A 26393-nucleotide genomic window follows, 5' to 3' on the forward strand; every position below is an offset into this window, starting at 1 on the left:
AAAAACACCAAGGCACGGCATTGTGAAGATCTAAATTCTGCGTTTTATCCTGGAATTGGGGATTTTTTCAGGCTTTATCGCCTTGCTGGCAAGCTAATTGCAGAATTCTGATGGGGGAGTCCTCCACCCGAGCAAGGAGATAGACAATGCTGAGCCTTCGCGCAGTGAATCAGTTCTACGGCGACAATCATATATTATGGAACCTCGACCTTGAGCTGGCTCCGGGTGAATGCACCTGCGTGCTTGGCGCCCCCGGGCAGGGAAAAACCACGCTGGTAAACTGCATTGCGGGTTATTTACCCGTGCAGAGCGGAAGCATGCTGTGGCAGGAGGCTGGCCACCCGCCCGAAAACATGCTGGACAAACCTGTCGAAGGACGTACTGCCCTGGGTATCGGGTATGTACCGCAGGATCGGCGTATTTTTTCCCAGCTCACCGTCGAAGAGAACCTACAAATCGCCATGATGGCAGGCCAGCAGGCTCCTGGCGTTATTCCCCCGCTTATCTATGATCTGTTCCCCGAGCTATACGGCCTGCGGCAGGTCAGGAGCGGTGAACTACAGGTTGATACGCGCCAGCAGCTGGCGCTGGCACGGGCCCTTGTCCTGCAGCCTAAATTGCTGATTCTGGACGAGCCCACGCTCGGCAGTGGCCAGAGGTTTATCAATGAAATGGTCAACCTTATCCGCCGCTTAAATCACGATTTTGGGCTGACTATTTTGCTGGTCGAACAGCGGCTGCCGTTTATTCGCCGGGTTGCGGACAAGTTCTGCCTGCTGCATAAGGGCAGGAATGTTGCTCAGGGCGATGTCGCACAGCTTGATGACAGGCTCGTCTCCGACTGGCTGGAGCCGTGAAGCGCTAGAGATTATCCAGTTGGTGTTGAAATGCCGGATTCAGTGCGCCCAGCGCACGGCGCAGATTGCACTGGCGGGTGACGACTGCAATTTCCAGCAGCGGCGCAGGCACCGCCATCACCCGATTGGCTCGCATCCAGCGCAGTACGGTTTCCAGATTCCAGAGCGCTGTTTTACCGTCGTGTACCGGCAGCGGAAAAGCTTCTCGCGTTACCATAACTTTGCGGATGTACTGCCGAGTGAATCCCAGCAGCTCGGCCACATCCGTCAGGCCAACCAGGTCCGGAGCGGCTTCAACTAAGGTTGCCCCAGGAACGGCTCTTAATACGTCCTGTATTGCGCTAACCAGCGCTTCTTCGGCATTTGCCGCCTCGCGAATGAAGTTCAACGCTACACGCCCGGTAACGCCAATGCCGATAAGCGCGTCATCGCAGCCACCGGCGCCCAGCGCGGCAACCCACTGTTCCGGATCCTTCTGGTTATTCGGCAGGCTGAAAATCAACGTGAAGGTATATTCCGCCATGTTTAGCTCTCCTTTTAGTGCAGCACATTTTGGGATGTAGTATTTGCACACCAGTCCACTACCCTACGGATTTGCCTGGCGTGATTTCCCTCGCTTCGTGGAGTACTCCACACGCAGCTGATGCAAAACTCGCCGCAGCGGCACGTCTTATCGTTCCACGGGCATAGAAGCTTGCCCCAGCAGTGCGATCCGCCTTGTTTAACCCGCCATCCCTGAAATTCGGCATAGCATAATGCCGCTTCTATCTCTTTTACCGGGAGCTTTCTTCTTGCCATATTCCCTCCGGCTAAATAAGCATCTCACAATGGTTGTCCAGTGACAACTCTAACGATGAAATACTCTACGCTCCCTATCGTTTTGGAAGAAGGTTTGTTTTTCGGGGAAGTTCAAAAGTGGAAGAAGGCCCGAAGCCGGGCAGCGGGCCTTACTTTTTTTGCAGAAATGATGCGAGTCAGACCGCAATCACGGAGAGGTCGATATAGTGACCCAGCGGCGTTTCTTCGCTAATTTGTGGTTGCCACGGAATTTCTCCCAGTAGCGGAGCCGCCAGCCGCTGTTTTAGCGTCGCCATATATTCCGCATGCCGTTTACCCGCGGGTTGTACGCCGTTGGCAACCCAGCCAGCCAGCGTTAAACCAGCAGACTGCACGGCGTGTGCGGTCAACAGCGCGTGATTAATGCAGCCTAGCTTCACGCCGACGACGAGAATCACCGGCAATTGCTCTGTAGCCACCCATTGCGCAAAGGTTGTGGTTTCAGACAGCGGCGTGAGCCAGCCTCCCGCTCCCTCTACCAGAACCCAGTCGGCCTTAGTCGCCAGGTTCTCCAGCCCTTCGGACATGGCGGAAAAAGTGATAGGCCGCTGCTCTTCGGCGCTAACAATGTGCGGTGAAGTCGGTTCGATAAACGCCAGAGGATTAATCTGCGGATAGGGAACCAGCACCGAACTGTTGCGCTGGAGCGCGAGTGCATCATTGTTGCGGATCCCTTCAGGCGTCATTTCGCTGCCTGATGCAACCGGCTTATAGCCCACCGAGCGGTATCCTGCTGCGGTTGCCGCCTGAAGAAGCGCGCAGCTGGCAACGGTTTTACCTACTTCAGTATCGGTTCCGGTAACAAACCATTTTTTAATCACGTTCAATTACTCCAAAAATTATCTGCCAGCTAAGGGCATACTGCCCTTCGTGCTGCGGCCATGCCTCATTCAGGCGTTGAAGCTGCCCGCGGGTCATTAGCGTATTTTTTCTGCCGTCATGCAGGTGCGTCGCGCCAACGCCCTTGAGCGAGCGCATGGCGCTCATTACGTCTGGAAACGTTTGGCTTATCGTTCGGCTCGTTAATGCTGTTCGCCACGGGCTACAGGCACGCTCGACTTCGGCAAAGGATAAAAACTTATTGGCATGCGGCCGCTCGTCCACTCCCAGCCAGGCCTGTTGCAATTCAGGCAATGAGCCGCTCGCCAGAGTAGTAAAAGCTACGCTGCCGCCGGGTTTAGTCACCCGATAAAGCTCGGCCAGGCCCTGATGGAGGCTGCTACACCACTGCACGGCGAGGTTGCTCCAGGCCAGATCCACCGTCTCTGACGGCAGCGGGATTGACTCAATATCCCCTTCGATAAACCGATGTGCGGACTGTGTTTGCTGGCACTGGAGCAGCATTTCACGCGCGAGATCGAGCGCCAGTACTTCGCTTCCTCTGGCCCGCCAGACCCGGCTATACCAGCCGGTGCCGCACCCGGCGTCCAGCACGCGCCCTGCGGGTCTGTTCTCCAGACTCTCTAACAAATAATCACCGCTCATTCGCTGTAGGTCGGCGAAGCGTTCATAGCTTCCCGCCGCCCGCCCGAATGCGGCCGCCACCGCGGCTTTATCGACCCGCTTCGTCATGGAGCGCCTCCAGCAGTTCGTCGATATCATTTTCCGTATGCGACGCGGTGAGAGTAATGCGCAGGCGGGCGCTGCCGGGCGGGACGGTTGGCGGGCGGATAGCCGTGAGCCAAAAACCACGCTCGCGCAGGCAGGCTGCCAGATCCAAAGTTCGCTGATTTTCACCAACTATCAGCGGCTGAATGGCGCTGTTTGAGTCGGCCAGAGCCAGGGAGAGCTGCTCCGCACCGCGCCGAAAACGCTGGATGTTAGCCTTAAGTTGCTCGCGCAAGGCATCCCCCTTCTGAACAACCGTTAACGCCGCATTTAAAGCCGCAGCCTGGGCCGGAGGCATTGAGGTGCTGTAAATCAGATGGCGGGCAAATTGCAGCAAATAATCCGCCACATCCTGACTACAGAGCACGGCAGCACCGCTGGCACCAAAAGCTTTGCCGAAAGTGACGACCAGTATTTCCGGCCGAATAGACTGAGCATGACAGCTGCCGCGCCCCTCATCGCCCACTACGCCGATGCCGTGGGCGTCATCCACCATCAGCCAGCCGCCGGCCTGCCGCACGACGTTACTCATATCCTGGAGTGGCGCAGCGTCACCATCCATGCTGAAAATCCCTTCGCTCAGCACCAACTGCTCGCCGCCATGAGATTTATCAAGCAGAGCGGTAAGCGCCTCAACATCGTTATGCCTGAATCTGCGTAATTGCGCCGGACTTTGCATCGCCGCCTCCATCATGGAGGCGTGGCAGAGCTTATCCGCGATGATGCTGTCCGGTTTTTGCCCAAGGGCGGAGATCGCCGCCTGGTTGGCGCTATAGCCGGAAATGAACAACAGCGACCGTTCAAAACCTAACCACTGCGCCAGCCGCTGCTCAAAACGCTGGTGCTCGACGCTGTACCCGGTAACGTGCCCGGAACCTCCGCTGCCAACGCCGTACTGCGCGGCACCTTTTTGCCAGGCGTTTACAATTTCTGGGTGCTGGCTTAGCCCCAGGTAGTCATTGCTGGAAAAATTAAGATACTGGCGACCGTTACAGGAGAAAAAACGCCCGTTTCCGGCCGTACTGGCCTGCCTGGTGCGAAAGCTGGCGCTGGCGCGGCGCTCGCTTAATGCTGCTTCGATGCGCTGCTGCCAGCTCATACCGCCGCCGCGTTGTAATAACTGTCGGTATCGGCGTTCAGAAGCTGGCCAGCCAGTTGCTCCTGCTGCTCGTTATCACCCATTTCGGTGGTGGTTTGCTGCGGATTCAGGCCCAGCTTGCGGAACAGCTGGAGATCTTTGTCTTCTTCCGGGTTTGGCGTGGTGAGCAGTTTGCAGCCATAGAAAATCGAGTTTGCCCCGGCCATGAAACACATAGCCTGGGTCTGCTCGCTCATCTGCTCGCGCCCGGCGGAAAGACGAACATAAGACTGCGGCATCATAATGCGGGCAACGGCAATAGTACGAATAAAATCAAACGCATCCACATCTTCATTATCCGCCAGCGGCGTGCCTTTAACCTTCACCAGCATATTAATCGGCACGCTTTCCGGCGGAGTCGGTAAATTCGCTAATTGCAGCAGCAGCCCGGCACGGTCGGTCACGGTTTCACCGAGGCCTACTATCCCCCCCGAGCAAACTTTAATCCCGGCATCACGAACTTTACCCAGCGTGTCCAGGCGTTCCTGGTAGGTTCTTGTGGTGATGATATTGCCGTAGAACTCAGGCGACGTGTCCAGATTGTGGTTGTAGTAATCCAGCCCCGCCGACGCAAGGCGCTGGGCCTGGCCCTCGGTTAACGTGCCGAGCGTCATGCAGGTTTCCAGCCCCATAGCACGAACTCCCTGCACCATTTGCTCGAGATAAGGCATATCGCGCTCATGCGGGTTTTTCCACGCCGCCCCCATGCAGAATCGGGTAGAACCCGCGTTTCGCGCTTTGCGGGCAGACTCGAGAACCTGCTCAACTTCCATTAATCTCTCAGCCTCAAGGCCGGTTTTGTAGCGCGAGCTTTGCGGGCAATATTTGCAGTCTTCCGGGCAGGCACCGGTCTTTATCGACAACAGCGTGCTGACCTGAACCTGCCGCGAGTCGAAGTGTTGACGGTGAATCTGCTGAGCTTCAAACAGTAAGTCCAGCAGAGGTTTTTGAAATAAAGCAGTAACCTGCGACATTGACCAGCGTGCGTGGTGAGCCATTGGGCATCTCCAAAAAGGGTGTTATAGACCATCGATTGACGTTATACTTGTAAACCTAAATCTTTTTTAAATGGTTTACAAGTCACCCTATGATCCCTGCTGATTTAGCGTTCGACCAACATCATATCTGGCATCCTTACACTTCAATGAGCCAGCCGCTGCCGGTTTATCCGGTAGTTGCCGCCGCCGGATGCGAGCTACAACTTGCCGATGGCCGCAGGCTTGTGGACGGTATGTCCTCCTGGTGGGCCACGATTCACGGCTATAACCACCCGCGCCTGAACCAGGCGATGAAACAGCAAATCGACAGCATGTCGCATGTGATGTTTGGCGGGATTACTCATCCCCCGGCTGTAGAGCTGTGCCGCAAACTCGTTGCCATGACGCCCGCCCCGCTGGAATGTGTATTTCTGGCGGACTCAGGTTCCGTAGCGGTTGAAGTGGCGATGAAAATGGCGCTGCAATACTGGCACACTAAAGGCGAGCCGCGTCAGCGCTTCCTCACCTTCCGCAACGGCTACCACGGCGACACCTTTGGCGCGATGTCGGTGTGCGATCCTGAAAACTCGATGCATAGCCTGTGGCAGGGTTATCTGCCGGAGAATATTTTTGCTCCCGCTCCGCAGTGCGGTTTTGAGGATGACTGGGATGAAATGGATATCGTGCCTTTTGCACGACTGATGGCCGCTCATCGGCACGAAATTGCCGCCGTTATCCTGGAGCCAGTGGTTCAGGGTGCGGGAGGAATGCGTTTCTACCATCCGGAATGGCTACGCCGCATCCGACGCATGTGCGACCGCGAGGGCATATTGCTGATAGCCGATGAGATAGCGACCGGCTTCGGGCGTACCGGGAAGCTGTTCGCCTGTGAACACGCGGGAATTGCGCCGGATATTCTTTGCCTGGGCAAAGCCCTGACCGGCGGGACCATGACTCTTTCAGCCACTCTGGCCACGCGCAACGTTGCGGAGACCATCAGCAACGGCGAAGCCGGATGCTTTATGCATGGCCCCACATTTATGGGCAACCCGCTCGCCTGTGCGGTGGCAAGCGAAAGCCTCGCGCTGCTGGAAAGCGGCGACTGGCAACACCAGGTTGAGTCCATCGAAACCAGGCTACGCGAAGGTTTGCTGCCGCTGGCATCCGGTGAGCAAGTTGCGGATGTGCGGGTACTCGGCGCAATAGGCGTTGTAGAAACCCACCGGCCGGTCAACATGGCGGCGTTGCAGCGCTTCTTCGTTGAACACGGCGTGTGGATACGTCCATTTGGCCGCCTGATTTACCTGATGCCGCCTTATGTTATTGAGCCGGAACAGCTTGATAAGCTTATTGATGCGGTTTCGCTTGCCGTAGAAAATCCTGACTTCTTTATCTGAATCCTGCCTTACCCGGCTGGCAGAGCTTGCCAGCCCTCTCTTGCTGTTTCGCTAATCTGTTTCTGAAATTAATTTGTACAAATAAATCCAGTTAAGTCATTAATTAAATGCCGCTTCGCTGCCGATTAACTTTGCACCAGTTTCACATCACAGAGAGACAGAAATGAAGAGAACAGTTGTACTCGGCTTCTGCCTGCTGGCGGGCAGCGCTTTTGCAGATACCGGTTCACCGCAGCTTAAGGCGGAGTCGCAGTCGGTTATTCGCCAGGCGGGTTTTCAGTGCGATACCGTCAACAGCGTCTATCCGGCGGCTTTCGGCGGGTCGCTCACGGTCTCCTGCGACAGTGACCATAAATACATTATTCGTAAGAAAAACGGCCAGTTCAGCGTAGAAAAAGAATAACAAAAAACTTTTTCCCGCCTCCTTACCCGTAATCCCTCCTTTTCTGAAGCCGATTTGAACAATCGGCTTCCCGTTTCGCTCAACTTAGTATAAAAAAGCAGGCTTTGAGATAACCCTCTATTCCATCGTACAGCAAGGAGCAACCTTGAACACATTATCGGTTTCTCGTCGCGTCGCGGCGCTGGCTTTTGCCGTGGCCCTGAGCGCATGTAGCTCAACCCCACCGCAGGACAAACCGTCTACTCAGGTGGCGCCGGGAACCCAGTCCCGCCCGATCCTGGCGGCTGACGAAGCACAGAACTTTGTTGCGGCGCGCTATTTTACTTCTATGAATCCAAATGAAGCGCCGTGGACTCCCTCTTCCATTCGCACCCCGCAGCAGCCTGATTTCGTGGTTGGCCCTGCCGGTACGGCTGGCGTTACCCATACGTCTATTCAGGCCGCGGTGGATGCCGCCATCATTAAGCACAGCAGCTCCCGCGTTTATATCGCGATTATGCCGGGTGAATATGAAGGAACCGTGTACATCCCAGCTGCTTCCGGCAGCGTGACGCTGTACGGCACTACCGGCAACGCGGACGATGTTAAAATCGGCCTGACGCTGGACTCCGAAATTGACCCAACAACCTGGCGTCGTACCGTTAACCCGGCGGGTAAATACATGCCGGGCAAGCCAGCCTGGTATATGTTTGACAGCTGCCAGACTCGCCGTAGCGCAACGGTTGGTGTGATGTGCTCTGCCGCCGTCTGGTCGCAGAACAACGGCCTGCAATTGCAGAACCTGACTATCCAGAATACCCTCGGCGACAGCGCTGATGCCGGTAATCACCAGGCGGTTGCGCTGCGCAGCGACGGCGATAAAGTCCAGTTGAACAATGTTCACCTGCTGGGCCGCCAGAATACCTTCTTCGTCACCAACAGCGACGTGCAGAACCGTATGCTGCCTAACCGCCAGACTCGCACTCTGGTGACTAACAGCTATATCGAAGGGGATGTGGATGTGGTTGCCGGTCGCGGCGCGGTGGTGTTCGACAACACCGATTTCCGCCTGGTAAACAGCCGCACTAAAGAAGGTTACGTGTTTGCTCCGGCAACGCTGCCTAACCTCTATTACGGCTTCCTGGCCGTAAACAGCCGCTTCACCGCGGCCGGTGACGCGCAGTTAGGCCGTTCATGGGATCTGGGCAGCACTGAAAACGGTTATACCGCAGGCCAGTCCGCTAACGGCCAGGTTGTTATTCGCGACAGCGTTATCAATGAAGGCTTCAATACGGCAAAACCATGGGGTGATGCGCTGGCCTCTAAGCGTCCTTTCGCCGGTAACATCGGCACAAAAGGCGATAAAGACAGCATTAAGCGTGACCTGAATGACCCAAGCTTTAACCGCATGTGGGAGTTCAACAACCGTGGCCTGGGTAGCCCGGTAGTCGCCGAGAAGTAACCCGCTCTGTTAAAACAAAAAACCTCGCCGCGGCGAGGTTTTTTTATGCATGAAAATCAGTGCGCGTTAACCACAACCCACATTGGGCCCTGGCCGACGGCATAGCGCCCTTTCTCTTCCAGCAGGCCCTGTTCGCCGTTAATTTTATACACGGCAGCGTGGTGCGATTTTTGCCCCACGGCAATCAGGTATTTACCGCTGTGGTCAACGTTGAAACCGCGTGGCTGGGTTTCGGTTGGCTGGTAGCCTTCGATGCTCAGCACGCTGCCGTCTTCGGAAACGCTAAATACGGTGATAATGCTGGCGGTACGGTCGCAGGCATACAGGTGGCGGCCATCCGGGGTGATATGAATATCCGCAGCCCAGCGGGTGTCAGAGAAACCTGGCGGCATAATGTCCAACGTCTGGACGCATTCAATTTTGCCGTGCGGGTCGCGCAGTTCCCAAACATCCACGCTGCTATTCAGCTCGTTTACGCAGTATGCGTATTGCTGATTTGGATGGAACACGATATGGCGAGGGCCAGCGCCTTCAACGGTATTCACTTCGGCCGGGTTTTGAGCGACCAGCTTACCGTCGTCAGACAATGTGAACAGGCAAATGCGATCCTGTTTCAGAGCCGGAGTCCAGAGCGTGCGGTTGTCCGGGGAAATATTAGCCGAGTGGCAACCTTCAAGCCCTTCAACCACGTCAACCGTTTCACCCGGCAGGCCGTCGTTTTCAAGGCTGATAACCGCGACGTTTGCCGCATTGTAAGAGGCGCTGAACAGGAAGCGGCCTTTACGATCGGTGGAAATATGGGTCGGGCTACCCGGCAGCGGAGCAACGCCCGCCTCGGTCAGGGAGCCATCGTCCGGCGTAATGCGGTAGGCGATGACGCGGAACTCAGGGCGCACGCCTACATAAAGAAAACGTTTGTCCGGGCTGATAACCATCGGCTGAACCTGGCCCGGGGCATCCACAACCTGTACCAGGGTCATTTCACCGCTGGCATGCAGCGTCCAGACGTGGATCTGCTGGCTTTCCGGGCTGGCGGTATAGACTGTCTGTTTCATGAGTTCACTCTCCTCCCTACTCGTAAGTAATAGTCACAAGGTTGGCCCCACCCGGCCGGAGAGCAATTTTGCGCTGCGACGCTGGCGGTGTACCATCGGTACAAACCTTATGAATAATGACTGGAACCCTAAATGAGTTATCGCGTAATCGCTCTCGATCTCGACGGCACCCTGCTGACCCCGCAAAAAACCATTCTTCCGGAGTCTCTTACGGCCCTTCACCGCGCCCGTGAGGCGGGAGTGAAAGTGGTTATCGTGACGGGTCGCCATCATGTCGCCATCCATCCTTTTTATCAGGCACTGGCGTTAGATACACCTGCAATTTGCTGCAATGGTACTTATTTGTATGATTATCATGCAAAAAAGGTTCTGGCGTCGGATTCATTACGCGCCGAACAGGCCACGCAGCTGATTGACTTGCTTGACGCCCACCGGGTGCATGGCCTGATGTACGTCGACGACGCGATGCTTTATCTCGACAGTTCCGATCACGTTAAAGCCCACGTTACGCGAACCCAAAACTGGGCGCAGTCTTTACCGGAAGCCCAGCGCCCGGTGTTCCGCAGCGTGGCCTCTCTGAAGCAGGCCGCTCAGGAAGTTGATTCCATCTGGAAATTTGCCCTGACCGATGCGGACATTCCAAAGCTCAGGCAGTTTACCCGGGCGGTTGAAAGCGAGCTGAACCTGGCCTGCGAGTGGTCGTGGCACGATCAGGTGGATGTCGCCCAGCGCGGCAACAGCAAAGGTGCGCGCCTGGCACAGTGGGTAAAATCTCAGGGTATCCCGATGAACGAGGTCATTGCCTTTGGCGATAACTACAATGACCTGAGCATGCTGGAAAGCGTGGGCATGGGCGTGGCGATGGGCAATGCCGACGAAGCGATTAAGGCTCGAGCCGACATGACCATCGGCACGAATCTGGAAACAGGCATTGCCGAAACGCTCTATAAATACGTGCTTTAATCAGGCGGTAATTGACACGCTTTTCACCTGCGCATACAGCCACTGGCCGGGCTTAACCGCCAGCTCATCCCTCGCCCAGGGGCTGATGCGCGCCCACAGGGTGCGGGAACCGACTTCCAGCTGAACTTCAACCTGGCCCTCATCGTCAAAGCACTGGGCCACTTTCGCCCGCAGCACGTTACGAATGCTGCTGTTAACCGGCGGTTGTAGCGCCAGCGAAACGTCTGAGGCCTGAATGCGGATGCGCAGCGGCGCCTGCAATGGCTTATCGAGCTTGTTGACCCACAGATGCTGGTCGCCCAGCGCCAGCGCCGTCATGGCATAATGCGGATGGTGCTCCAGAACCGTCACTTTCAGTACGCTGCTTTGCTGCTCTTTGGGAAGCCACGGATTCATCACGCTACTGCCCCAGACCTCTTCGAGATTGCCAAAGGCTTTGACCTTCCCGCCATCCAGCACCAGCACCTTATCGGCCAGATGTAAAATCTCTTCCAGCGAGTGGCTGACGTACAGCATGGGAATATTGATTTCGCTCGCCAGCCTTTGCAGGTACGGCAGCAGTTCACGCTTACGCGGGATGTCGAGCGATGCCAGAGGCTCGTCCAGCAACAGCAGTTCCGGCGCGGTTAACAGCGCCCTGCCAATAGCAACGCGCTGTTTCTCACCGCCGGACAGGCTCCAGGGAAAGCGATCCAGTAAAGATTCTATGCCGAGCAGTGCCACCAGCTTATCGAACTGGGCGGCCATGCTTTTTGCCATACCGTACTTCAGGTTGCCGCGCACCCGATAATGCGGAAACAACCGTGCGTCCTGAAACACATAGCCCACGCGGCGCTTCTCCGGCGGCAGGTAAAACTGTTTTCCGGCATCCGTCAGCACCCGCTCGTTGAGGACAATGCGCCCTTCTTCAGGCCGGGTAAGGCCGCTAATTGCATTGATAAGCGACGTTTTCCCCGCGCCGGAAACGCCAAACACGGCGGTAATACCCTGGCCGGGCAGCGTTTCATTTATCTCGAGCCGATGAGTACCCAGCGTCTGGGTGAAGTTAAGCTCCAGCATCAGTTCGCCCCCATACGTTTGCGGCTTACCCGGGCCAGCCATTCGGCCACCAGCAGGGAAGCCATCGCCAGCGCAATCGCTATCAGACATAAGCGCGCGGCCGCGGTTTCGCCGCCCGGCGTCTGAATAAGGGTATACATGGCAGAAGGCAGAGTGCGGGTTTCGCCAGGGATGTTGGACACAAAGGTAATAGTTGCCCCGAACTCACCCAGCGAGCGGGCAAATGCCAGCACCGTACCGGCGATAATACCGGGCAGCGTCAGGGGAAGTGTTATGGTGCAGAACACCCGCCAGCGCCCTGCTCCGAGGGTTCTGGCCGCCTGCTCAAGGCGCATATCTACGCCTTCCAGCGCCAGACGAATGGCGCGCACCATTAGCGGGAAGGACATCACCGCAGCGGCAAGGACCGCGCCGCGCCAGCTAAAGGCGAAGGTTATGCCGAACCAGTCATACAGCCAGGAGCCGATAAAACCGCGGCGGCCGAAGGCCACCAGCAGAAGATAGCCCACCACCACCGGCGGCAGAACCAGGGGGAGATGAATCAGGCTATCGAGCAAGGCTTTGCCCGGGAAGCGGCAACGCACCAGCACCCAGGCAAAGAAGATCCCGACAGGTAGACTAAACAGCACCGCGATAGATGAAACTTTCAGGCTTAGCAGTACCGCCTGCCATTCGGGATCGCTCAATATCATTGTAGAGTCGTGAATCCGTATTTTTGGAAGACTTTAGCCGCTTCCGCTCCTTTCAGATAACTGTAGAACGCGCTAACGGTTGGGTTATCGTGGCCTTTAACAATCGCAATCGGGTATTCCACTTTCTGATGAGAGCCTTCCGGGAAGGTACCCACCACTTTCACGCCTTTGCCGGCGACGGCGTCGGAGCCGTAAACAATGCCCAGCGGCGCTTCGTCACGTTCAACCAGCGCCAGCGCGCCGCGAACGTCTTCTGCCGGAGCAAGTTTAGCGGACAACGTGTCCCACGCGCCCAATTTTTGCAGCGCTTCCTTCGCATAAATACCGGCAGGTACGTGCTCAGGATCACCCACCGCCAGACGGCCGCCTTTCAGCAACGTAGCCCAGTCGGTTTTTGCATCAATGGTAATCTCGCCCTGCTTGCTGGCTTTTGGCGCGATAACCACCAGGCTATTGCCGAGCAGCGTTTCACGAGTATCGCCTTTAATGGTGTCTTTGCTTACCGCATAATCCATCCATTTCTGATCGGCAGAAATAAACAGATCCGCAGGCGCGCCCGCTTCAATCTGGCGAGCAAGAGTAGAAGAAGAGGCAAAAGAGGAGGCAATTTCGACTTTCTTCTCTTTTTGATACTGAGCCGCAATATCCTGCATGGCATTGGTTAATGAAGCCGCTGCAAAGACGGTAATTTTGCCGCTGTCTGCCAGGGCCTGGCCTGCCAGGCTAACCGATAAAGCCGCGCCAAGTGCGAGGCGAATCCAGGGTTTATTCATGACTTAACTCCGTTTGTTTCGTTATGTAGGCTGAAATATAACGATTGCTAAGCGGAAGATACAGAATTTATCGGCAGAAGTGGCGGGGGCTTTAAAGTTCTTGATGGGGATCAAAAGAAAGCCCGGCATTTGCCGGGCGTTCGGGGAATCAGTGATGCTGTTTCGAAGGTTGGTCGCGATGACCGACTTTTGAGAAGACGTTAAACACTTCACCCAATCCATAGATGAGACCGAGGATCACCGCCATGACAACCGGCACCATGACCACGGCAAACACCAGGCTTTTCAATAACTCGAACATAACTGCCTCCGGCAAAAGCGAGAATGAATATTCTAGCGGTAGTTGAGAAAAACGCACTCTCCTTTTGTGCCATTTGCCCGGATAGCCACAATAGAGGAAAATGAAGGTTTTCCCGACCCGGAGAGGTTATGCAAGCTGAAATCTTATTAACGCTGAAGCTGCAGCAGCGGCTGTTCGCCGACCCGCGGCGCATCGCGCTGCTCAAGCAGATTCGCCACACCGGCTCTATCAGCCAGGGGGCGAAACTTGCCGGAATCAGCTACAAAAGCGCCTGGGATGCCATTAATGAGATGAACCAGCTGGCCGAGCAAAGCCTTGTAGATCGGGCCACGGGCGGTAAAGGTGGCGGCGGCGCGGTACTGACCCGCTACGGCGAACGCCTTATCCAGCTTTACGAGCTGCTGGCGCAAATTCAGCAAAAAGCCTTTGACGTATTGCAGGACGACGCCCTGCCGCTGGACAGCCTGCTTGCCGCTATTTCCCGCTTTTCGCTGCAAACCAGCGCCCGTAACCAGCTATTTGGCACCGTTTTAAAACGCGATGATGAGCAGGTGCAGCAGCATATCGACATCTTGCTGGCAGACGGTGAAACCCGTTTAAAAGCGGCAATTACTCGCCAGAGCGCCGAACGTCTTGGCCTTGATGAAGGCAAAGAAGTGCTGGTGCTGATTAAAGCGCCGTGGATTGATATCGCCACCAGCCGCAGTGAAGCAGACAGCGCGGATAACCAGCTTGCGGGCAAAATCAGCAGCGTTGAGCAGGGTAAAGATCACAGCGAAGTGCTGGTGGAATTAGCCGACGGCCAGACGCTGTGCGCCACGCTTCCCAACCTGCGCGTTGAGCAGCAGGCGCTGGTAGAAGGTGCTGAGGTAACAGCATTTTTCAATGCGGATAGGGTTATCGTCGCCACACTCTGCTAAAAGCGACGGGTCGATTGACATCGAAGCCGACAAACCGTATTTCTGTAGCTTCATCGCTGCAAAATATGGGATAAAACATGTCTTCGTTGCATATTTCGCAAGGTACGTTTCACCTTAGCGACATAAAAACTCTCACCCTCAACGATCTTACCCTGCGCGCCGGAGAAAGCTGGGCGTTTGTGGGCGCCAACGGCAGCGGCAAGTCCGCTCTGGCCCGCGCGTTGGCCGGTTCGCTTACGCTACAAAAAGGCGAGCGACATTGCGATTTTACACGCATCGCCCACCTCTCTTTTGAGCAATTGCAAAAGCTGGTCAGCGACGAATGGCAGCGCAACAATACCGATTTACTCAGCGCCGATGAGGACGACACCGGCCGCACCACGGCGGAAATCATCCAGGACGAAGTTGCGGATGAAAGCCGCTGCCGGGAGCTTGCAGCCTTATTTGGCATTGAGCATTTACTCTCCCGCCGCTTCAAATATTTATCCACCGGTGAAACGCGCAAGACATTGCTCTGCCAGGCGCTGATGGCGCAGCCTGATCTGCTGATCCTCGATGAGCCATTCGACGGTCTGGACGTAAAGTCTCGCCAGCAGTTGGCTGAGCTATTAGCCGGGCTAAGCGCACAGGGTTATACCCTGGTGCTGGTGCTCAACCGCTTTGATGAGATCCCGGAATTTGTGCAGTATGCTGGCGTGCTGGCCGACTGCACCTTGACGGAAAGCGGGGAAAAACAGGCTCTGCTGGAGCAGGCGCTTATTGCTCAACTGGCCCACAGCGAGAAGCTGGCGGGCGTTGCGCTACCCGAAGCGGACGACCCGAGCGCCCGCTACGCTTTACCTGAAAACGAACCGCGCATCGTACTGAAAGACGGCGTGGTTGAGTATAACGACCGCCCTATCCTGCATCATCTCAGTTGGACGGTTAACCCCGGCGAGCACTGGCAAATCGTCGGGCCTAACGGCGCAGGGAAATCAACATTGCTGAGCCTGGTAACCGGCGATCATCCGCAGGGTTACAGCAATAACCTGACGCTGTTTGGCCGTCGTCGCGGCAGCGGAGAAACCATCTGGGATATCAAAAAACATATCGGTTACGTCAGCAGCAGCCTGCATCTGGATTATCGCGTCAGCACCACGGTGCGTAACGTTATCCTTTCCGGCTACTTTGACTCAATCGGTATCTATCAGGCGGTGTCGGACAGACAGCAGAAGCTCACACGCGAATGGCTGAACATGCTGGGCATGGACAACGCCACCGCCGATGCGCCCTTCCACAGCCTCTCCTGGGGGCAGCAGCGCCTGGCGCTGATTGCCAGAGCGCTGGTAAAACACCCGACCCTGTTGATTCTGGATGAACCGCTTCAGGGGCTGGACCCGCTTAACCGCCAGCTGGTACGCCGTTTTGTCGATATTTTGATTGGCGAGGGCGAGACGCAGCTGCTGTTTGTCTCCCACCACGCCGAAGATGCCCCAGAGTGTATTACCCGGCGCTTAACTTTTGTCCCCGACGGTGACGGATACGGTTATGAAATCGAAGACGTGAATCCTGCATAATCCCTGAAGGCGCTACGGCGCCTTTTATTCCTTAACTGCGGCGCGCAGACTTTCGGAATTGCCGCATCCTTTCCTTTAATGGCATTTGTTTTACAATGCGTTATGGCAATGCTGATTGAATCGAAACCCATTGTGTAAACGATACCACTAATTTAGCACATATCACATTTTTGACCGCTCTGTTATGCTATGGTTATCCCAACCCATAGGCTATATGGAGCGAAAAATGAGAGTTCTGGTTACAGGTGGTAGCGGTTACATCGGCAGTCATACCTGCGTGCAGCTGCTGCAAAACGGGCACGATGTGGTGATCCTCGACAACTTGTGTAACAGCAAGCGCAGCGTGCTGCCGGAGATCGAACGTCTGGGCGGTAAACACCCGCTGTTTATCGACGGTGACATCCGCGACGAAGCGCTGCTGGCCGAAATCTTCCACGATCATAAAATCGATGCGGTCATCCACTTTGCCGGGCTAAAAGCCGTAGGCGAGTCCGTCAACAAGCCGCTGGAGTACTACGACAACAACGTGACCGGCACATTGAAGCTCATCTCCGCGATGCGCGCCGCCAACGTTACTAACTTCATCTTTAGCTCCTCCGCCACCGTTTACGGCGACCAGCCCAAAATCCCATATGTAGAAAGCTTCCCTACCGGCAAACCTGCCAGCCCTTACGGCCAAAGCAAACTGATGGTCGAACAGATCCTGACCGACCTGCAAAAGGCTCAGCCGGACTGGAGCGTTGCTCTGCTGCGCTACTTTAACCCGGTAGGCGCTCATCCATCGGGCGATATGGGTGAAGATCCGCAGGGCATTCCAAACAACCTGATGCCTTACATTGCCCAGGTTGCCGTTGGCCGCCGCGATTCTCTGGCTATCTTTGGTAACGATTACCCAACCGAAGACGGCACCGGCGTGCGCGACTATATCCACGTTATGGATCTTGCCGACGGCCACGTTGCCGCTATGCAGGCGCTGGAAGGCAAGCCCGGGGTGCATATTTACAATCTCGGCGCGGGCGTTGGCAGCAGCGTGCTCGACGTGGTTAACGCTTTCAGCAAGGCCTGCGGTAAGCCGGTGAACTACCACTTCGCCCCACGCCGCGACGGCGACCTGCCCGCCTACTGGGCCGATGCCACCAAAGCCGATAAAGAACTCAACTGGCGTGTCAGCCGTTCGCTGCAGGAAATGGCAGATGATACCTGGCGCTGGCAGTCACGCCACCCCCAAGGTTATGAAGACTAAGGACATGTGATGGAGCAGTTTAATCCGGTCGATCATCCGCATCGCCGCTATAACCCGCTAACGGGTCAATGGATTCTGGTTTCTCCGCATCGCGCGAAGCGACCCTGGCAGGGTGCACAGGAAACGCCCTCGCAGGATAAGCTGCCGGTTCACGATCCGGACTGCTTTCTCTGCCCGGGCAATACCCGCGTCACCGGAGATAAGAACCCGAATTACACCGGTACTTTCGTTTTCACTAACGATTTTGCCGCGTTAATGACGGACACGCCAGACGCCCCCGCAAGCCAGGATCCTCTGATGCGTTGCGAAAGCGCGCGCGGAACCAGCCGGGTTATCTGCTTCTCCCCCGATCACAGTAAAACGCTGCCGGAGCTGCCGCTTACCGCACTTGCAGAGGTAGTAAAAACCTGGCAACAGCAAACAGCCGAACTGGGCAAAAGCTACCCGTGGGTGCAGGTATTTGAAAATAAAGGCGCGGCTATGGGCTGCTCTAACCCTCACCCTCACGGCCAGGTTTGGGCAAACAGCTTTTTACCTAACGAAGTGGCCCGTGAAGACAATTTACAGCGTGAATATTTTGCCCACCAGGGCAAGCCCATGCTGCTGGATTACGTCCAGCGAGAGCTGGCTGACGGCAGCCGCACCGTTGTAGAAACAGAACACTGGTTAGCCGTGGTTCCTTACTGGGCAGCGTGGCCGTTCGAAACGCTGCTGCTACCAAAAGCCCATGTATTACGCATCACGGATTTAAGCCCGGAGCAAAGCGCCGACCTGGCGCTGGCGCTGAAAAAGCTCACCAGCCGCTACGACAATCTGTTCCAGTGCTCATTCCCCTACTCCATGGGCTGGCACGGCGCGCCGTTTAACGGAGCTGATAATCAACACTGGCAGCTGCATGCCCATTTCTATCCGCCGCTGCTGCGTAGCGCCACGGTACGCAAATTTATGGTCGGCTATGAAATGCTGGCAGAAACACAAAGAGATTTAACCGCAGAGCAAGCCGCAGAACGCTTGCGCGCAGTCAGTGACGTACATTTCCGCCAATCGGGAGTTTAATTATGAGTCTGAAAGAAAAAACCCAACATCTGTTTGCTGAACAATTTGGCTATCCGGCTACCCACACTATTCAGGCTCCGGGCCGCGTAAATCTGATTGGCGAACACACCGACTACAACGACGGCTTTGTTCTGCCGTGTGCCATTGATTACCAGACGGTAATTAGCTGCGCTAAACGCGACGACCGCACCGTGCGCGTGATTGCCGCCGACTACGACAACCAGCAGGATAGCTTCTCGCTTGATGCCCCTATCCTCGCGCATGAGTCTCAGCAATGGGCAAATTACGTGCGCGGCGTGGTCAAGCACCTGCAAAAACGCGACAAGAATTTTTCCGGCGTCGATATGGTCATCAGCGGCGACGTGCCACAGGGTGCTGGCCTCAGCTCTTCCGCCTCGCTTGAAGTTGCGGTTGGCAAGGTCTTGCAACAGCTTTATCACCTGCCGCTCGACGGCGCTCAGCTGGCGCTTAACGGCCAGGAAGCGGAAAACCAGTTCGTTGGCTGCAACTGCGGCATCATGGATCAATTGATTTCCGCGCTCGGCAAAAAAGACCACGCCCTGCTTATCGACTGCCGCACGTTGGGTACGAAAGCCGTTTCCATGCCGAAGGGCGTGGCGGTCGTTATCATCAACAGTAACTTTAAACGCACCCTGGTCGGCAGCGAGTACAACACCCGCCGCGAGCAGTGTGAGACAGGCACTCGTTTCTTTAGCCAGAAGGCGCTGCGTGACGTTGAGTTAGCAAAATTCAACGAAGTTGCCCACCAGCTTGACCCGGTAGTTGCCCGGCGTGTACGTCACGTTCTGACCGAAAACATTCGTACCGTTGAAGCGGCTGATGCGCTGGCAAAAGGCGATTTACTCCGTATGGGACAGCTGATGGAAGAGTCACACGCTTCAATGCGCGATGACTTCGAAATCACCGTTCCGCAGATTGATACTCTGGTAGATATCGTGAAAGCGACCATCGGTGACAAAGGCGGCGTACGCATGACCGGCGGCGGCTTCGGCGGCTGCATCGTGGCGCTGGTGCCTGAAGATCTCGTCCCGGCGGTAAAACAGGCCGTGGCGGAACAATATGAGAGCAAGACCGGCATTAAAGAGACGTTTTACGTTTGCAAAGCCTCCGAAGGAGCAGGCCAATGCTAAAACAGACGCCGACTCCTGCCCCGGACGGCCAACCTTTTCGCCTCACCACCCTGCGCAACGGCGCGGGGATGGTGGTCACGCTGATGGACTGGGGCGCAACGCTGCTCTCCTGCCGCGTGCCGATGAAAGATGGCAGCGTGCGTGAAACGCTGCTTGGCTGCGCTTCACCCGAGCAATATTTGCAGCAAAATGCCTATCTGGGAGCGACCATAGGCCGTTACGCGAACCGCATCGCCGGAGGCAAGTTAAAATTTAAAGAGACGACTCTCGAGTTGCAAACCAACCAGGGCGATAACCAGCTGCACGGCGGCCCCGAAGGGTTCGATAAAAGACGCTGGCGCATCGTGGCTCAAAATGAACACGAAGTTATCTATGCGCTCGACTCAAACGACGGGGATCAAGGCTTCCCGGGCGAGCTTAAAACGACGGCACGTTATGCACTGACGGAAGACAACCGCATCAGCATTGAGCTGCGGGCAAGCGTCGATAAACCCTGCCCGGTGAACCTGACTAACCATGCCTATTTCAACCTCGACGGCAGCCAGGGTGATATCCGTCAGCATCGGCTACAGCTGCTGGCGGACAGCTACCTGCCGGTTGACGCTAACGGTCTTCCTCAGGTTGGCCTGAAAGACGTTGCCGGCACCAGCTTCGACTTCCGCGAGCCAAAGCTCATCGGGCAGGATTTCCTGAGCGATGCCGATCAGCAGGCGGTTAAAGGCTACGATCATGCATTCTTATTGCAGGCAAAAGGCGACATCAGCCAGCCGGTAGCCAGGGTCTGGTCAAGCGACAATAAGCTGGAAATGAAGGTTTATACCACCGCGCCTGCTCTGCAATTCTACAGCGGTAACTATCTCGTAGGCACACCCGCACGCGAGCAAGGGAGCTATAGCGACTGGAACGGCCTGGCGCTGGAAAGCGGGTTCCTTGCCGATAGCCCAAACCACCCGGAATGGCCGCAGCCTGACTGCTGGCTCCGGCCGGGTGAGGCTTATCTCAGCGTCACGGAGTACCTGTTCCTCGCCCGGTAATCCCTATTGCCCTTTTCATAAAGGGCAATTTCTCACCAAATCGCTGGCTTTAGCGCCAAATCGCGCCAAAAATATAACAACCTTTTACAACCACCTTACACTCCACGCGCTTTTTCGCTATGTTAAACGTTTATCATTGCCGTGCCTGATGACACGGCAATATAATGATAATTGTTATCATTAATCCCAGGCTCATTAAGGAGTAAATTATGGCAGTTACTAAGCTGGTTCTGGTGCGCCACGGCGAAAGTCAGTGGAACAACGAAAACCGCTTCACCGGTTGGTATGATGTTGACTTGTCTGATAAAGGTCGTACTGAAGCCAAGGCTGCGGGTCAGCTGCTGAAGGAAGAAGGCTTCGCTTTTGACTTCGCTTACACTTCAGTGCTGAAACGTGCCATCCACACTCTCTGGAACATCCTCGATGAACTGGACCAGGCCTGGCTCCCGGTTGAGAAATCCTGGAAACTGAACGAGCGTCACTACGGTGCCCTGCAGGGTCTGAACAAAGCTGAAACCGCTGAAAAATACGGTGACGAGCAGGTTAAACAGTGGCGTCGCGGCTTCGCGATTACTCCGCCAGAACTGTCTAAAGACGACGAGCGTTTCCCGGGCCACGATCCACGTTACGCAAGCCTGAGCGACAAAGAGCTGCCAACTACCGAAAGCCTGGCGCTGACCATCGATCGCGTAACCCCGTTCTGGAACGAATCTATTCTGCCACGCATGAAATCCGGCGAGCGCGTAATCGTTGCTGCTCACGGTAACTCCCTGCGTGCGCTGGTGAAATATCTGGATAACCTGAGCGAAGACGAGATCCTCGAGCTGAACATCCCAACCGGCGTGCCGCTGGTGTACGAGTTCGACGAAAACTTCAAGCCGCTGAAACGTTACTACCTGGGCAACGCTGACGAAATCGCAGCCAAAGCCGCCGCGGTAGCAAACCAGGGTAAAGCGAAGTAATTCGCAACCGATCAAAAAAGGCGTGGTAGAAACCACGCCTTTTTTATTAGCTATAAGTCAGGGTTCAACCGCGACGTGCTTTCACCGCCGCAGCCAGCTGACGCAGAGCAACTTCGGTATCTTCCCAGCCAATGCAGGCGTCGGTCACGCTCTTGCCGTAGACCAGCGGCTCACCGCTCTCAAGATTCTGGTTACCTTCCACCAGATGGCTTTCAATCATTACGCCGATAATCGCCTTCTCGCCGCCCGCAACCTGAGCGCAGACATCTGCAGAAACTTCCATCTGCTTCTTGAACTGCTTGCTGCTATTGGCGTGGCTGAAATCGATCATTACCTGCGCTTCAAGGCCAGCTTTAGCCAGACCGACTTTCACTTCTTCAACGTGTTTTGCGCTGTAGTTAGGCTCTTTGCCGCCGCGCAGAATAATGTGGCAGTCGCCGTTACCGCTGGTGTTCACAATCGCAGAGTGACCCCATTTGGTCACAGAGAGGAAGCAGTGCGGCGCACCCGCAGCATTGATGGCGTCAATAGCGACTTTAATCGTGCCGTCGGTGCCGTTTTTGAAGCCAACCGGGCAGGAAAGACCGGAGGCCAGCTCGCGGTGTACCTGAGACTCAGTGGTACGAGCGCCGATTGCGCCCCAGCTCATCAGGTCGGCCAGATACTGCGGGGTTATCATATCAAGAAACTCACCCGCCGCAGGCAGGCCGGAGTCGTTGATATCGAGCAGCAGCTTGCGCGCAATACGCAGGCCGTCGTTAATCTGGTAGCTGCTATCCATGTGGGGATCGTTAATCAGCCCCTTCCAGCCTACGGTAGTGCGCGGTTTTTCAAAATAAACCCGCATCACCACTTCCAGTTCACCCTGGAGTTCTTCACGCAGTGCAAGCAGGCGCGTGCCATACTCTTTCGCCGCTTTAACATCGTGAATTGAACAAGGCCCAATCACCACCAGCAGGCGATCGTCGCTGCCTTTGAGGATTTTATGGATTGCCTTACGTGCCTGAGAGACAGTATGGGCGGCTTTTTCGGTGGCGGGGAATTTTTCCAGCAGCGCTACAGGGGGAAGAAGCTCGTTTATCTCTTTGATTCTTAAGTCATCGTTCTGATAATTCATGATAGTTCCGGGGTCATCCTGATATTTTTCTTCGTTGCAATCCTTTCAATCTAACTCGCATAACCACAAGTGTAAACGGGCTTTTACACTTCTCACAGATTAATCCTGAAAACGGGTAAAAAACAGCTTAAACATGGTGAAAACCCGCTGAAGCACTACACTTTCCAACTGTTAACGCTGAAAAATGTTAAATTTTCAATATTGAACACTAACGTGAAGATTGGCGGCTGGACAATCCACTGCTGAAGCGAGATTTTTCAGCATTTGCCATTGCACTGTTGGAATAAGTTATCCAGCAATAACGACCAGAACAGGAGCATCTTAATGAAAAAATTAACCACACTTCTACTGACAGCAACCCTTGCCCTGGGCAGCGGGGCGGCGTTTGCAGCTGATTCCACTTCCGGGGCCAATAATGGCCAGGCTAACGCCTCCGCAGAAGCAGGCCAGGTTGCTCCGGATGCGCAGCAAAATGTGGCACCAAACGGCGTGAAAAACAGCCACATCAACAACTCTCATCACGAGATGAGCAAAAGCGAAGTGCATAAAAACTCTATGTGCAAAGATGGACGCTGCCCGGATACCAACAAAAAAGTTGAAACCGGCAGCGGGAATGACGTCAATACCAAAGTTGATGGCACGTCTCAGTAATCCTTCCTCCCGATAAAAGAGGGTCGTAATGACTCTCTTTTTATCAATCGGTTGATGCCAGGATGTGCTTATAATTAACTCACTGTTGCTCAATATTGTGAGAAATCATGGCGCATTCACATCAGCACGCTCCTTCCGATAATAATGCTAAACGCCTGCTGCTGGCTTTTTTAATCACGGCGGTGTTTATGATCGCCGAAGTCATTGGCGGCCTGCTTTCCGGTTCCCTGGCCCTGCTGGCCGATGCGGGGCATATGCTCACCGATGCGGCGGCGCTGCTGTTTGCGCTGCTGGCCGTTCATTTTGCCCGCCTCCCGCCGAACGCGCGCCATACCTTTGGCTGGCTGAGGCTCACCACGCTTGCCGCATTTGTGAATGCTATCGCTCTGGTGTTGATTACCATTTTAATTGTCTGGGAAGCGATTCAGCGCTTCTCTGACCCTCAGCCAATCGCCGGCTGGGCAATGCTGATTATTGCCGTAGCGGGATTGCTGGCAAACCTGTTCTCTTTTTGGATATTGCACCGGGGAAGTGACGAAAAGAACCTCAACGTGCGGGCAGCAGCGTTGCATGTTCTGGGCGATCTTCTCGGGTCGGTCGGCGCTATCGTTGCCGCAGTCGTCATCCTCTGGACGGGCTGGACACCTATCGACCCGATTCTCTCGGTGCTGGTTTCATGCCTTGTGTTACGTAGCGCCTGGAGCCTGCTGAAGGAGAGCGTGAACGAACTGCTGGAAGGTGCACCGGTCAGCATCGACATTGCCGCCCTGAAGCGAAATCTTTCCCGCTCAATACCGGAGGTGAGGAATGTGCATCACGTTCATATTTGGCTGGTGGGCGAAAAGCCGCTAATGACTCTGCATGTACAGGTTATCCCGCCTCACGACCACGACGCTTTGCTGGAGAGCATTCACCATTTTCTGGCGCACGAATATCAAATTGAGCACGCTACGGTGCAAATGGAGTATCAGCCCTGCCACGGGCCGAATTGCGATTTAAATGAGCACGACCATTCGACCGGTCATGCTCATCATCACCACTAATTAAGAAAGCGCGCACGAACCATACTGCCGCGCGCTTTTGATCCACATACGGCTGCCGTTTAACGCGATAAAGGTCAGAATTAAATACTCCAGCGACATCGCATACACGCCCTGGAGCGCAAAGATAACCACGCTGATAATGTTGATGACCGTCCACAGCAGCCAGTTTTCAACGTATTTGCGCGTCATCAGGATCATCGCCACAATCGACAACACCATCATGCTGGAATCCCAGAACGGGTAAGCATCCGGCTGCAATTCAGGCTGGCTGACGTTAAGCCCGATACTTTGCATCACCGTGACGGCTATTTTGGTCAGGAAAGCAAACACAGGATCGATAAATATCGTCATCAGCCCGATGGCCGCGATGATTATCACCAGCCACGCAATCGCCTTAGGCAGCGGCAGCCAGCGAATCTGCAACAGCGCCTGGTTGTTGCTGCTTTGCCGCGACCAGGCGTACCAGCCGTAGATATTGGCGACGAAAAAGAACAGTTGTAAAAGCAGGCTGGCGTAAAGCTGGATCTGGAAAAAAATAATGGCAAACAGCGTGACGTTAATTAACCCGAAAGCGTAGTTGCCAATCTTTTCAAGGCTGGCAAGCCAGATACACAGCAAACCGGCCAGCGTACCCACGGCTTCAATCCATGATAAGTCATACCCGCCCGCCCCGATGGGGATGTGTACCAGAATGTTCTGCGTGCTTAAAAAATCCATGTATTCCCCAGAGCGTAATCTATTTACGCGTTGCCTTTTACCGTACGACGCAGTTCTGCCGCAAAGTCGAGCATGCGATTCAGCGGCACCAGAGCGCCTTCACGAAGCGCGGCATCAACTTCTATCGTGTGAGCGGCTCCGCCCTGCTCCAACCCCTCTGCAATCGCTTTTAGCCCGTTCATGGCCATCCACGGGCAATGAGCACAGCTGCGGCAGGTTGCGCCTTCCCCCGCCGTCGGCGCTTCCAGTAATTCTTTATCCGGGCACGCCTGCTGCATTTTATAAAAAATTCCGCGATCCGTCGCCACAATAAGCTGCTGATGCGGCAGCGTTTTAGCCGCATTGATAAGCTGGCTTGTCGAACCTACCGCATCGGCCATATCGACCACCGCCTGCGGAGATTCAGGGTGTACCAGCACCGCGGCATCAGGGTATAGCGCCTTCATGCGCGCCAGCGCCTGGGTTTTAAATTCATCATGGACGATGCAGGCACCTTGCCAGCACAACACGTCTGCTCCGGTCTGTTTCTGAACGTAGTTCCCCAGATGGCGGTCCGGTGCCCAGATAATTTTCTCGCCCAGGCTATCGAGATGCTCAATTAATTCAACGGCAATGCTGGAGGTAACCACCCAATCAGCCCGCGCTTTTACCGCCGCGGAGGTATTAGCATAGACTACGACTGTTCTGTCAGGATGCTTGTCGCAAAACTCGTTAAACGCATCGATGGGGCAGCCAAGATCCAGCGAGCATTCAGCATGAAGCGTGGGCATCAATATGGTTTTTTCCGGGCTCAGGATTTTTGCCGTTTCGCCCATAAAACGAACCCCGGCGACCAGCAAAGTCGATGCCGGATGGTTGGCGCCGAAGCGAGCCATTTCCAGCGAGTCAGAGATGCAGCCCCCGGTCTCTTCCGCCAGCGCCTGAATTTCCGGGTCGGTGTAGTAGTGCGCCACCATTACCGCATCACGCTCTTTAAGCAGGTGCTTGATTTTTTCACGATAAAATTGCTTTTCGTCCACGCTTAGCGGAACCGGTTTTGGAGGGAACGGATAAATCGCGGTTTCCGGGTCAAACATTACGCTCATCATGCTTTCTCGTTTTACTGACTTAACCAAACTGGCCTTAAAGGCGTAATTCACGCGATAATTGGCCAGCATTGTTTTGTATGCTAAACAAGATAGCGAATTTTGAAAAAGATGTCGTGGATTATTGCTCGATGGTCGGGGAGAGATGCAAAATGATTTTTCGAGCCTGCGGGGACGTTCGAGTTTTTTGGATTACGGCCTGCGGCAGGTTCGAACCCACACGAATTGCAAATAGCAAAAAGGCGCCTTTAGGGCGCCTTTCTACATTGGTGGGTCGTTCGCTTTGCTCACCCTCCGGGCCGTCGTCGCAAGCGACGACGTTATCCTGCACGTAATAGCCCTTGCTCCAGAAACAAC

The 26393-nt window shown here is 55.2% G+C and carries 28 protein-coding genes; 14 read left to right on the forward strand and 14 right to left on the reverse strand.

Annotation, left to right across the window (positions count from 1 at the left end; genetic code table 11):
• The first annotated feature begins 146 nt into the window (after positions 1-146).
• The gene (locus tag FOC35_RS02315; RefSeq protein WP_016535449.1) at positions 147-857 is read left to right on the forward strand and encodes an ABC transporter ATP-binding protein; all 711 of its coding nucleotides are present in this window, start codon (positions 147-149) and stop codon (positions 855-857) included.
• Positions 858-861: 4 nt separating this feature from the next.
• Here the strand turns inward: FOC35_RS02315 and FOC35_RS02320 are convergent, their stop codons facing one another.
• From FOC35_RS02320 to bioB, 6 genes are all read right to left on the reverse strand, one after another.
• Positions 862-1380 (reverse strand): AlpA family transcriptional regulator, encoded by a 519-nt coding sequence (locus FOC35_RS02320; RefSeq protein ID WP_016535448.1) that lies wholly within the window; start codon positions 1378-1380, stop codon positions 862-864.
• A gap of 14 nt (positions 1381-1394) precedes the next feature.
• On the reverse strand, positions 1395-1655 hold the full coding sequence (locus tag FOC35_RS22720) for a hypothetical protein (RefSeq protein WP_254065354.1): 261 nt from the start codon (positions 1653-1655) through the stop codon (positions 1395-1397).
• A 176-nt stretch (positions 1656-1831) separates the two neighbouring features.
• Positions 1832-2515 carry a dethiobiotin synthase gene (gene bioD, locus FOC35_RS02325; protein WP_172568032.1) on the reverse strand — a complete coding sequence of 228 codons (684 nt, stop codon included), beginning with the start codon at positions 2513-2515 and terminating at the stop codon, positions 1832-1834.
• A complete protein-coding gene (gene bioC, locus FOC35_RS02330; protein ID WP_172568033.1) occupies positions 2508-3266 on the reverse strand; it encodes a malonyl-ACP O-methyltransferase BioC in 759 nt (252 codons plus the stop codon). Before bioC ends, bioD begins: the two co-directional genes overlap by 8 nt.
• Positions 3247-4401, reverse strand: coding sequence for an 8-amino-7-oxononanoate synthase (gene bioF / locus FOC35_RS02335; RefSeq protein ID WP_172568034.1), 1155 nt, complete (start codon positions 4399-4401; stop codon positions 3247-3249). The genes bioC and bioF overlap by 20 nt, the downstream gene beginning before the upstream one ends.
• The gene (gene bioB, locus FOC35_RS02340) at positions 4398-5438 is read right to left on the reverse strand and encodes a biotin synthase BioB (protein WP_039898011.1); all 1041 of its coding nucleotides are present in this window, start codon (positions 5436-5438) and stop codon (positions 4398-4400) included. Before bioB ends, bioF begins: the two co-directional genes overlap by 4 nt.
• 89 nt (positions 5439-5527) lie before the next feature.
• Between bioB and bioA the strand changes: the two genes are divergently transcribed.
• From bioA to FOC35_RS02355, 3 genes are all read left to right on the forward strand, one after another.
• Positions 5528-6814: an adenosylmethionine--8-amino-7-oxononanoate transaminase gene (bioA, locus tag FOC35_RS02345; RefSeq protein ID WP_172568035.1), complete on the forward strand. Its 1287-nt coding sequence runs from the start codon at positions 5528-5530 to the stop codon at positions 6812-6814.
• 163 nt (positions 6815-6977) lie between these two features.
• On the forward strand, positions 6978-7217 hold the full coding sequence (locus FOC35_RS02350) for a hypothetical protein (RefSeq protein ID WP_016535442.1): 240 nt from the start codon (positions 6978-6980) through the stop codon (positions 7215-7217).
• Between the two features lie 145 nt (positions 7218-7362).
• Complete coding sequence (locus FOC35_RS02355; RefSeq protein ID WP_039898009.1) at positions 7363-8658, forward strand: putative acyl-CoA thioester hydrolase; 1296 nt, start codon at positions 7363-7365, stop codon at positions 8656-8658.
• A 56-nt stretch (positions 8659-8714) separates the two neighbouring features.
• On the opposite strand, the gene pgl is transcribed toward FOC35_RS02355, so the two are convergent.
• The gene (gene pgl / locus FOC35_RS02360) at positions 8715-9713 is read right to left on the reverse strand and encodes a 6-phosphogluconolactonase (protein ID WP_016535440.1); all 999 of its coding nucleotides are present in this window, start codon (positions 9711-9713) and stop codon (positions 8715-8717) included.
• 132 nt (positions 9714-9845) lie between these two features.
• On the opposite strand from pgl, the gene FOC35_RS02365 reads away from it, so the two are divergent.
• Positions 9846-10676 carry a pyridoxal phosphatase gene (locus FOC35_RS02365; protein ID WP_016535439.1) on the forward strand — a complete coding sequence of 277 codons (831 nt, stop codon included), beginning with the start codon at positions 9846-9848 and terminating at the stop codon, positions 10674-10676.
• Here the strand turns inward: FOC35_RS02365 and modC are convergent, their stop codons facing one another.
• From modC to FOC35_RS02385, 4 genes are all read right to left on the reverse strand, one after another.
• Complete coding sequence (gene modC / locus FOC35_RS02370; RefSeq protein WP_172570306.1) at positions 10677-11735, reverse strand: molybdenum ABC transporter ATP-binding protein ModC; 1059 nt, start codon at positions 11733-11735, stop codon at positions 10677-10679.
• Positions 11735-12427 carry a molybdate ABC transporter permease subunit gene (modB, locus tag FOC35_RS02375; protein WP_172568036.1) on the reverse strand — a complete coding sequence of 231 codons (693 nt, stop codon included), beginning with the start codon at positions 12425-12427 and terminating at the stop codon, positions 11735-11737. The genes modC and modB overlap by 1 nt, the downstream gene beginning before the upstream one ends.
• Positions 12424-13200, reverse strand: a complete 777-nt coding sequence (gene modA / locus FOC35_RS02380) for a molybdate ABC transporter substrate-binding protein (RefSeq protein ID WP_172568037.1) — start codon at positions 13198-13200, stop codon at positions 12424-12426. Before modA ends, modB begins: the two co-directional genes overlap by 4 nt.
• Positions 13201-13348: 148 nt before the next feature.
• Positions 13349-13501 (reverse strand): AcrZ family multidrug efflux pump-associated protein, encoded by a 153-nt coding sequence (locus FOC35_RS02385; RefSeq protein WP_016535435.1) that lies wholly within the window; start codon positions 13499-13501, stop codon positions 13349-13351.
• A gap of 128 nt (positions 13502-13629) precedes the next feature.
• Between FOC35_RS02385 and modE the strand changes: the two genes are divergently transcribed.
• The 7 genes from modE (at position 13630) to gpmA (ending at position 21423) form a co-directional block, all read left to right on the forward strand.
• Positions 13630-14421 carry a molybdenum-dependent transcriptional regulator gene (gene modE / locus FOC35_RS02390; RefSeq protein ID WP_172568038.1) on the forward strand — a complete coding sequence of 264 codons (792 nt, stop codon included), beginning with the start codon at positions 13630-13632 and terminating at the stop codon, positions 14419-14421.
• Between the two features lie 77 nt (positions 14422-14498).
• Positions 14499-15977 (forward strand): molybdate ABC transporter ATP-binding protein ModF, encoded by a 1479-nt coding sequence (gene modF, locus FOC35_RS02395; protein WP_172568039.1) that lies wholly within the window; start codon positions 14499-14501, stop codon positions 15975-15977.
• A 226-nt stretch (positions 15978-16203) separates the two neighbouring features.
• Positions 16204-17220 (forward strand): UDP-glucose 4-epimerase GalE, encoded by a 1017-nt coding sequence (gene galE / locus FOC35_RS02400; RefSeq protein ID WP_039898008.1) that lies wholly within the window; start codon positions 16204-16206, stop codon positions 17218-17220.
• A gap of 9 nt (positions 17221-17229) precedes the next feature.
• Positions 17230-18276, forward strand: a complete 1047-nt coding sequence (gene galT / locus FOC35_RS02405) for a galactose-1-phosphate uridylyltransferase (protein ID WP_172568040.1) — start codon at positions 17230-17232, stop codon at positions 18274-18276.
• A 2-nt stretch (positions 18277-18278) separates the two neighbouring features.
• Positions 18279-19427 carry a galactokinase gene (gene galK / locus FOC35_RS02410; protein ID WP_172568041.1) on the forward strand — a complete coding sequence of 383 codons (1149 nt, stop codon included), beginning with the start codon at positions 18279-18281 and terminating at the stop codon, positions 19425-19427.
• On the forward strand, positions 19421-20461 hold the full coding sequence (gene galM, locus FOC35_RS02415; RefSeq protein WP_172568042.1) for a galactose-1-epimerase: 1041 nt from the start codon (positions 19421-19423) through the stop codon (positions 20459-20461). The genes galK and galM overlap by 7 nt, the downstream gene beginning before the upstream one ends.
• A gap of 209 nt (positions 20462-20670) precedes the next feature.
• Positions 20671-21423: a 2,3-diphosphoglycerate-dependent phosphoglycerate mutase gene (gpmA, locus tag FOC35_RS02420; RefSeq protein WP_172568043.1), complete on the forward strand. Its 753-nt coding sequence runs from the start codon at positions 20671-20673 to the stop codon at positions 21421-21423.
• A 64-nt stretch (positions 21424-21487) separates the two neighbouring features.
• On the opposite strand, the gene aroG is transcribed toward gpmA, so the two are convergent.
• Positions 21488-22540: a 3-deoxy-7-phosphoheptulonate synthase AroG gene (aroG, locus tag FOC35_RS02425; protein ID WP_172568044.1), complete on the reverse strand. Its 1053-nt coding sequence runs from the start codon at positions 22538-22540 to the stop codon at positions 21488-21490.
• A gap of 318 nt (positions 22541-22858) precedes the next feature.
• On the opposite strand from aroG, the gene FOC35_RS02430 reads away from it, so the two are divergent.
• Positions 22859-23191 (forward strand): YbgS-like family protein, encoded by a 333-nt coding sequence (locus tag FOC35_RS02430; protein ID WP_172570307.1) that lies wholly within the window; start codon positions 22859-22861, stop codon positions 23189-23191.
• Positions 23192-23298: 107 nt separating this feature from the next.
• Positions 23299-24234, forward strand: a complete 936-nt coding sequence (gene zitB, locus FOC35_RS02435; protein WP_172568045.1) for a CDF family zinc transporter ZitB — start codon at positions 23299-23301, stop codon at positions 24232-24234.
• Here the strand turns inward: zitB and pnuC are convergent, their stop codons facing one another.
• Together pnuC and nadA are read right to left on the reverse strand one after the other, a co-directional pair.
• Positions 24235-24951: a nicotinamide riboside transporter PnuC gene (gene pnuC / locus FOC35_RS02440; RefSeq protein ID WP_172568046.1), complete on the reverse strand. Its 717-nt coding sequence runs from the start codon at positions 24949-24951 to the stop codon at positions 24235-24237.
• Between the two features lie 23 nt (positions 24952-24974).
• Positions 24975-26036, reverse strand: a complete 1062-nt coding sequence (nadA, locus tag FOC35_RS02445) for a quinolinate synthase NadA (RefSeq protein ID WP_172570308.1) — start codon at positions 26034-26036, stop codon at positions 24975-24977.
• Between the last annotated feature and the right edge of the window lie 357 nt (positions 26037-26393).

The sequence above is a fragment of the Cedecea sp. FDAARGOS_727 genome, assembly GCF_012273235.1.
Taxonomy (GTDB): domain Bacteria; phylum Pseudomonadota; class Gammaproteobacteria; order Enterobacterales; family Enterobacteriaceae; genus Cedecea; species Cedecea davisae.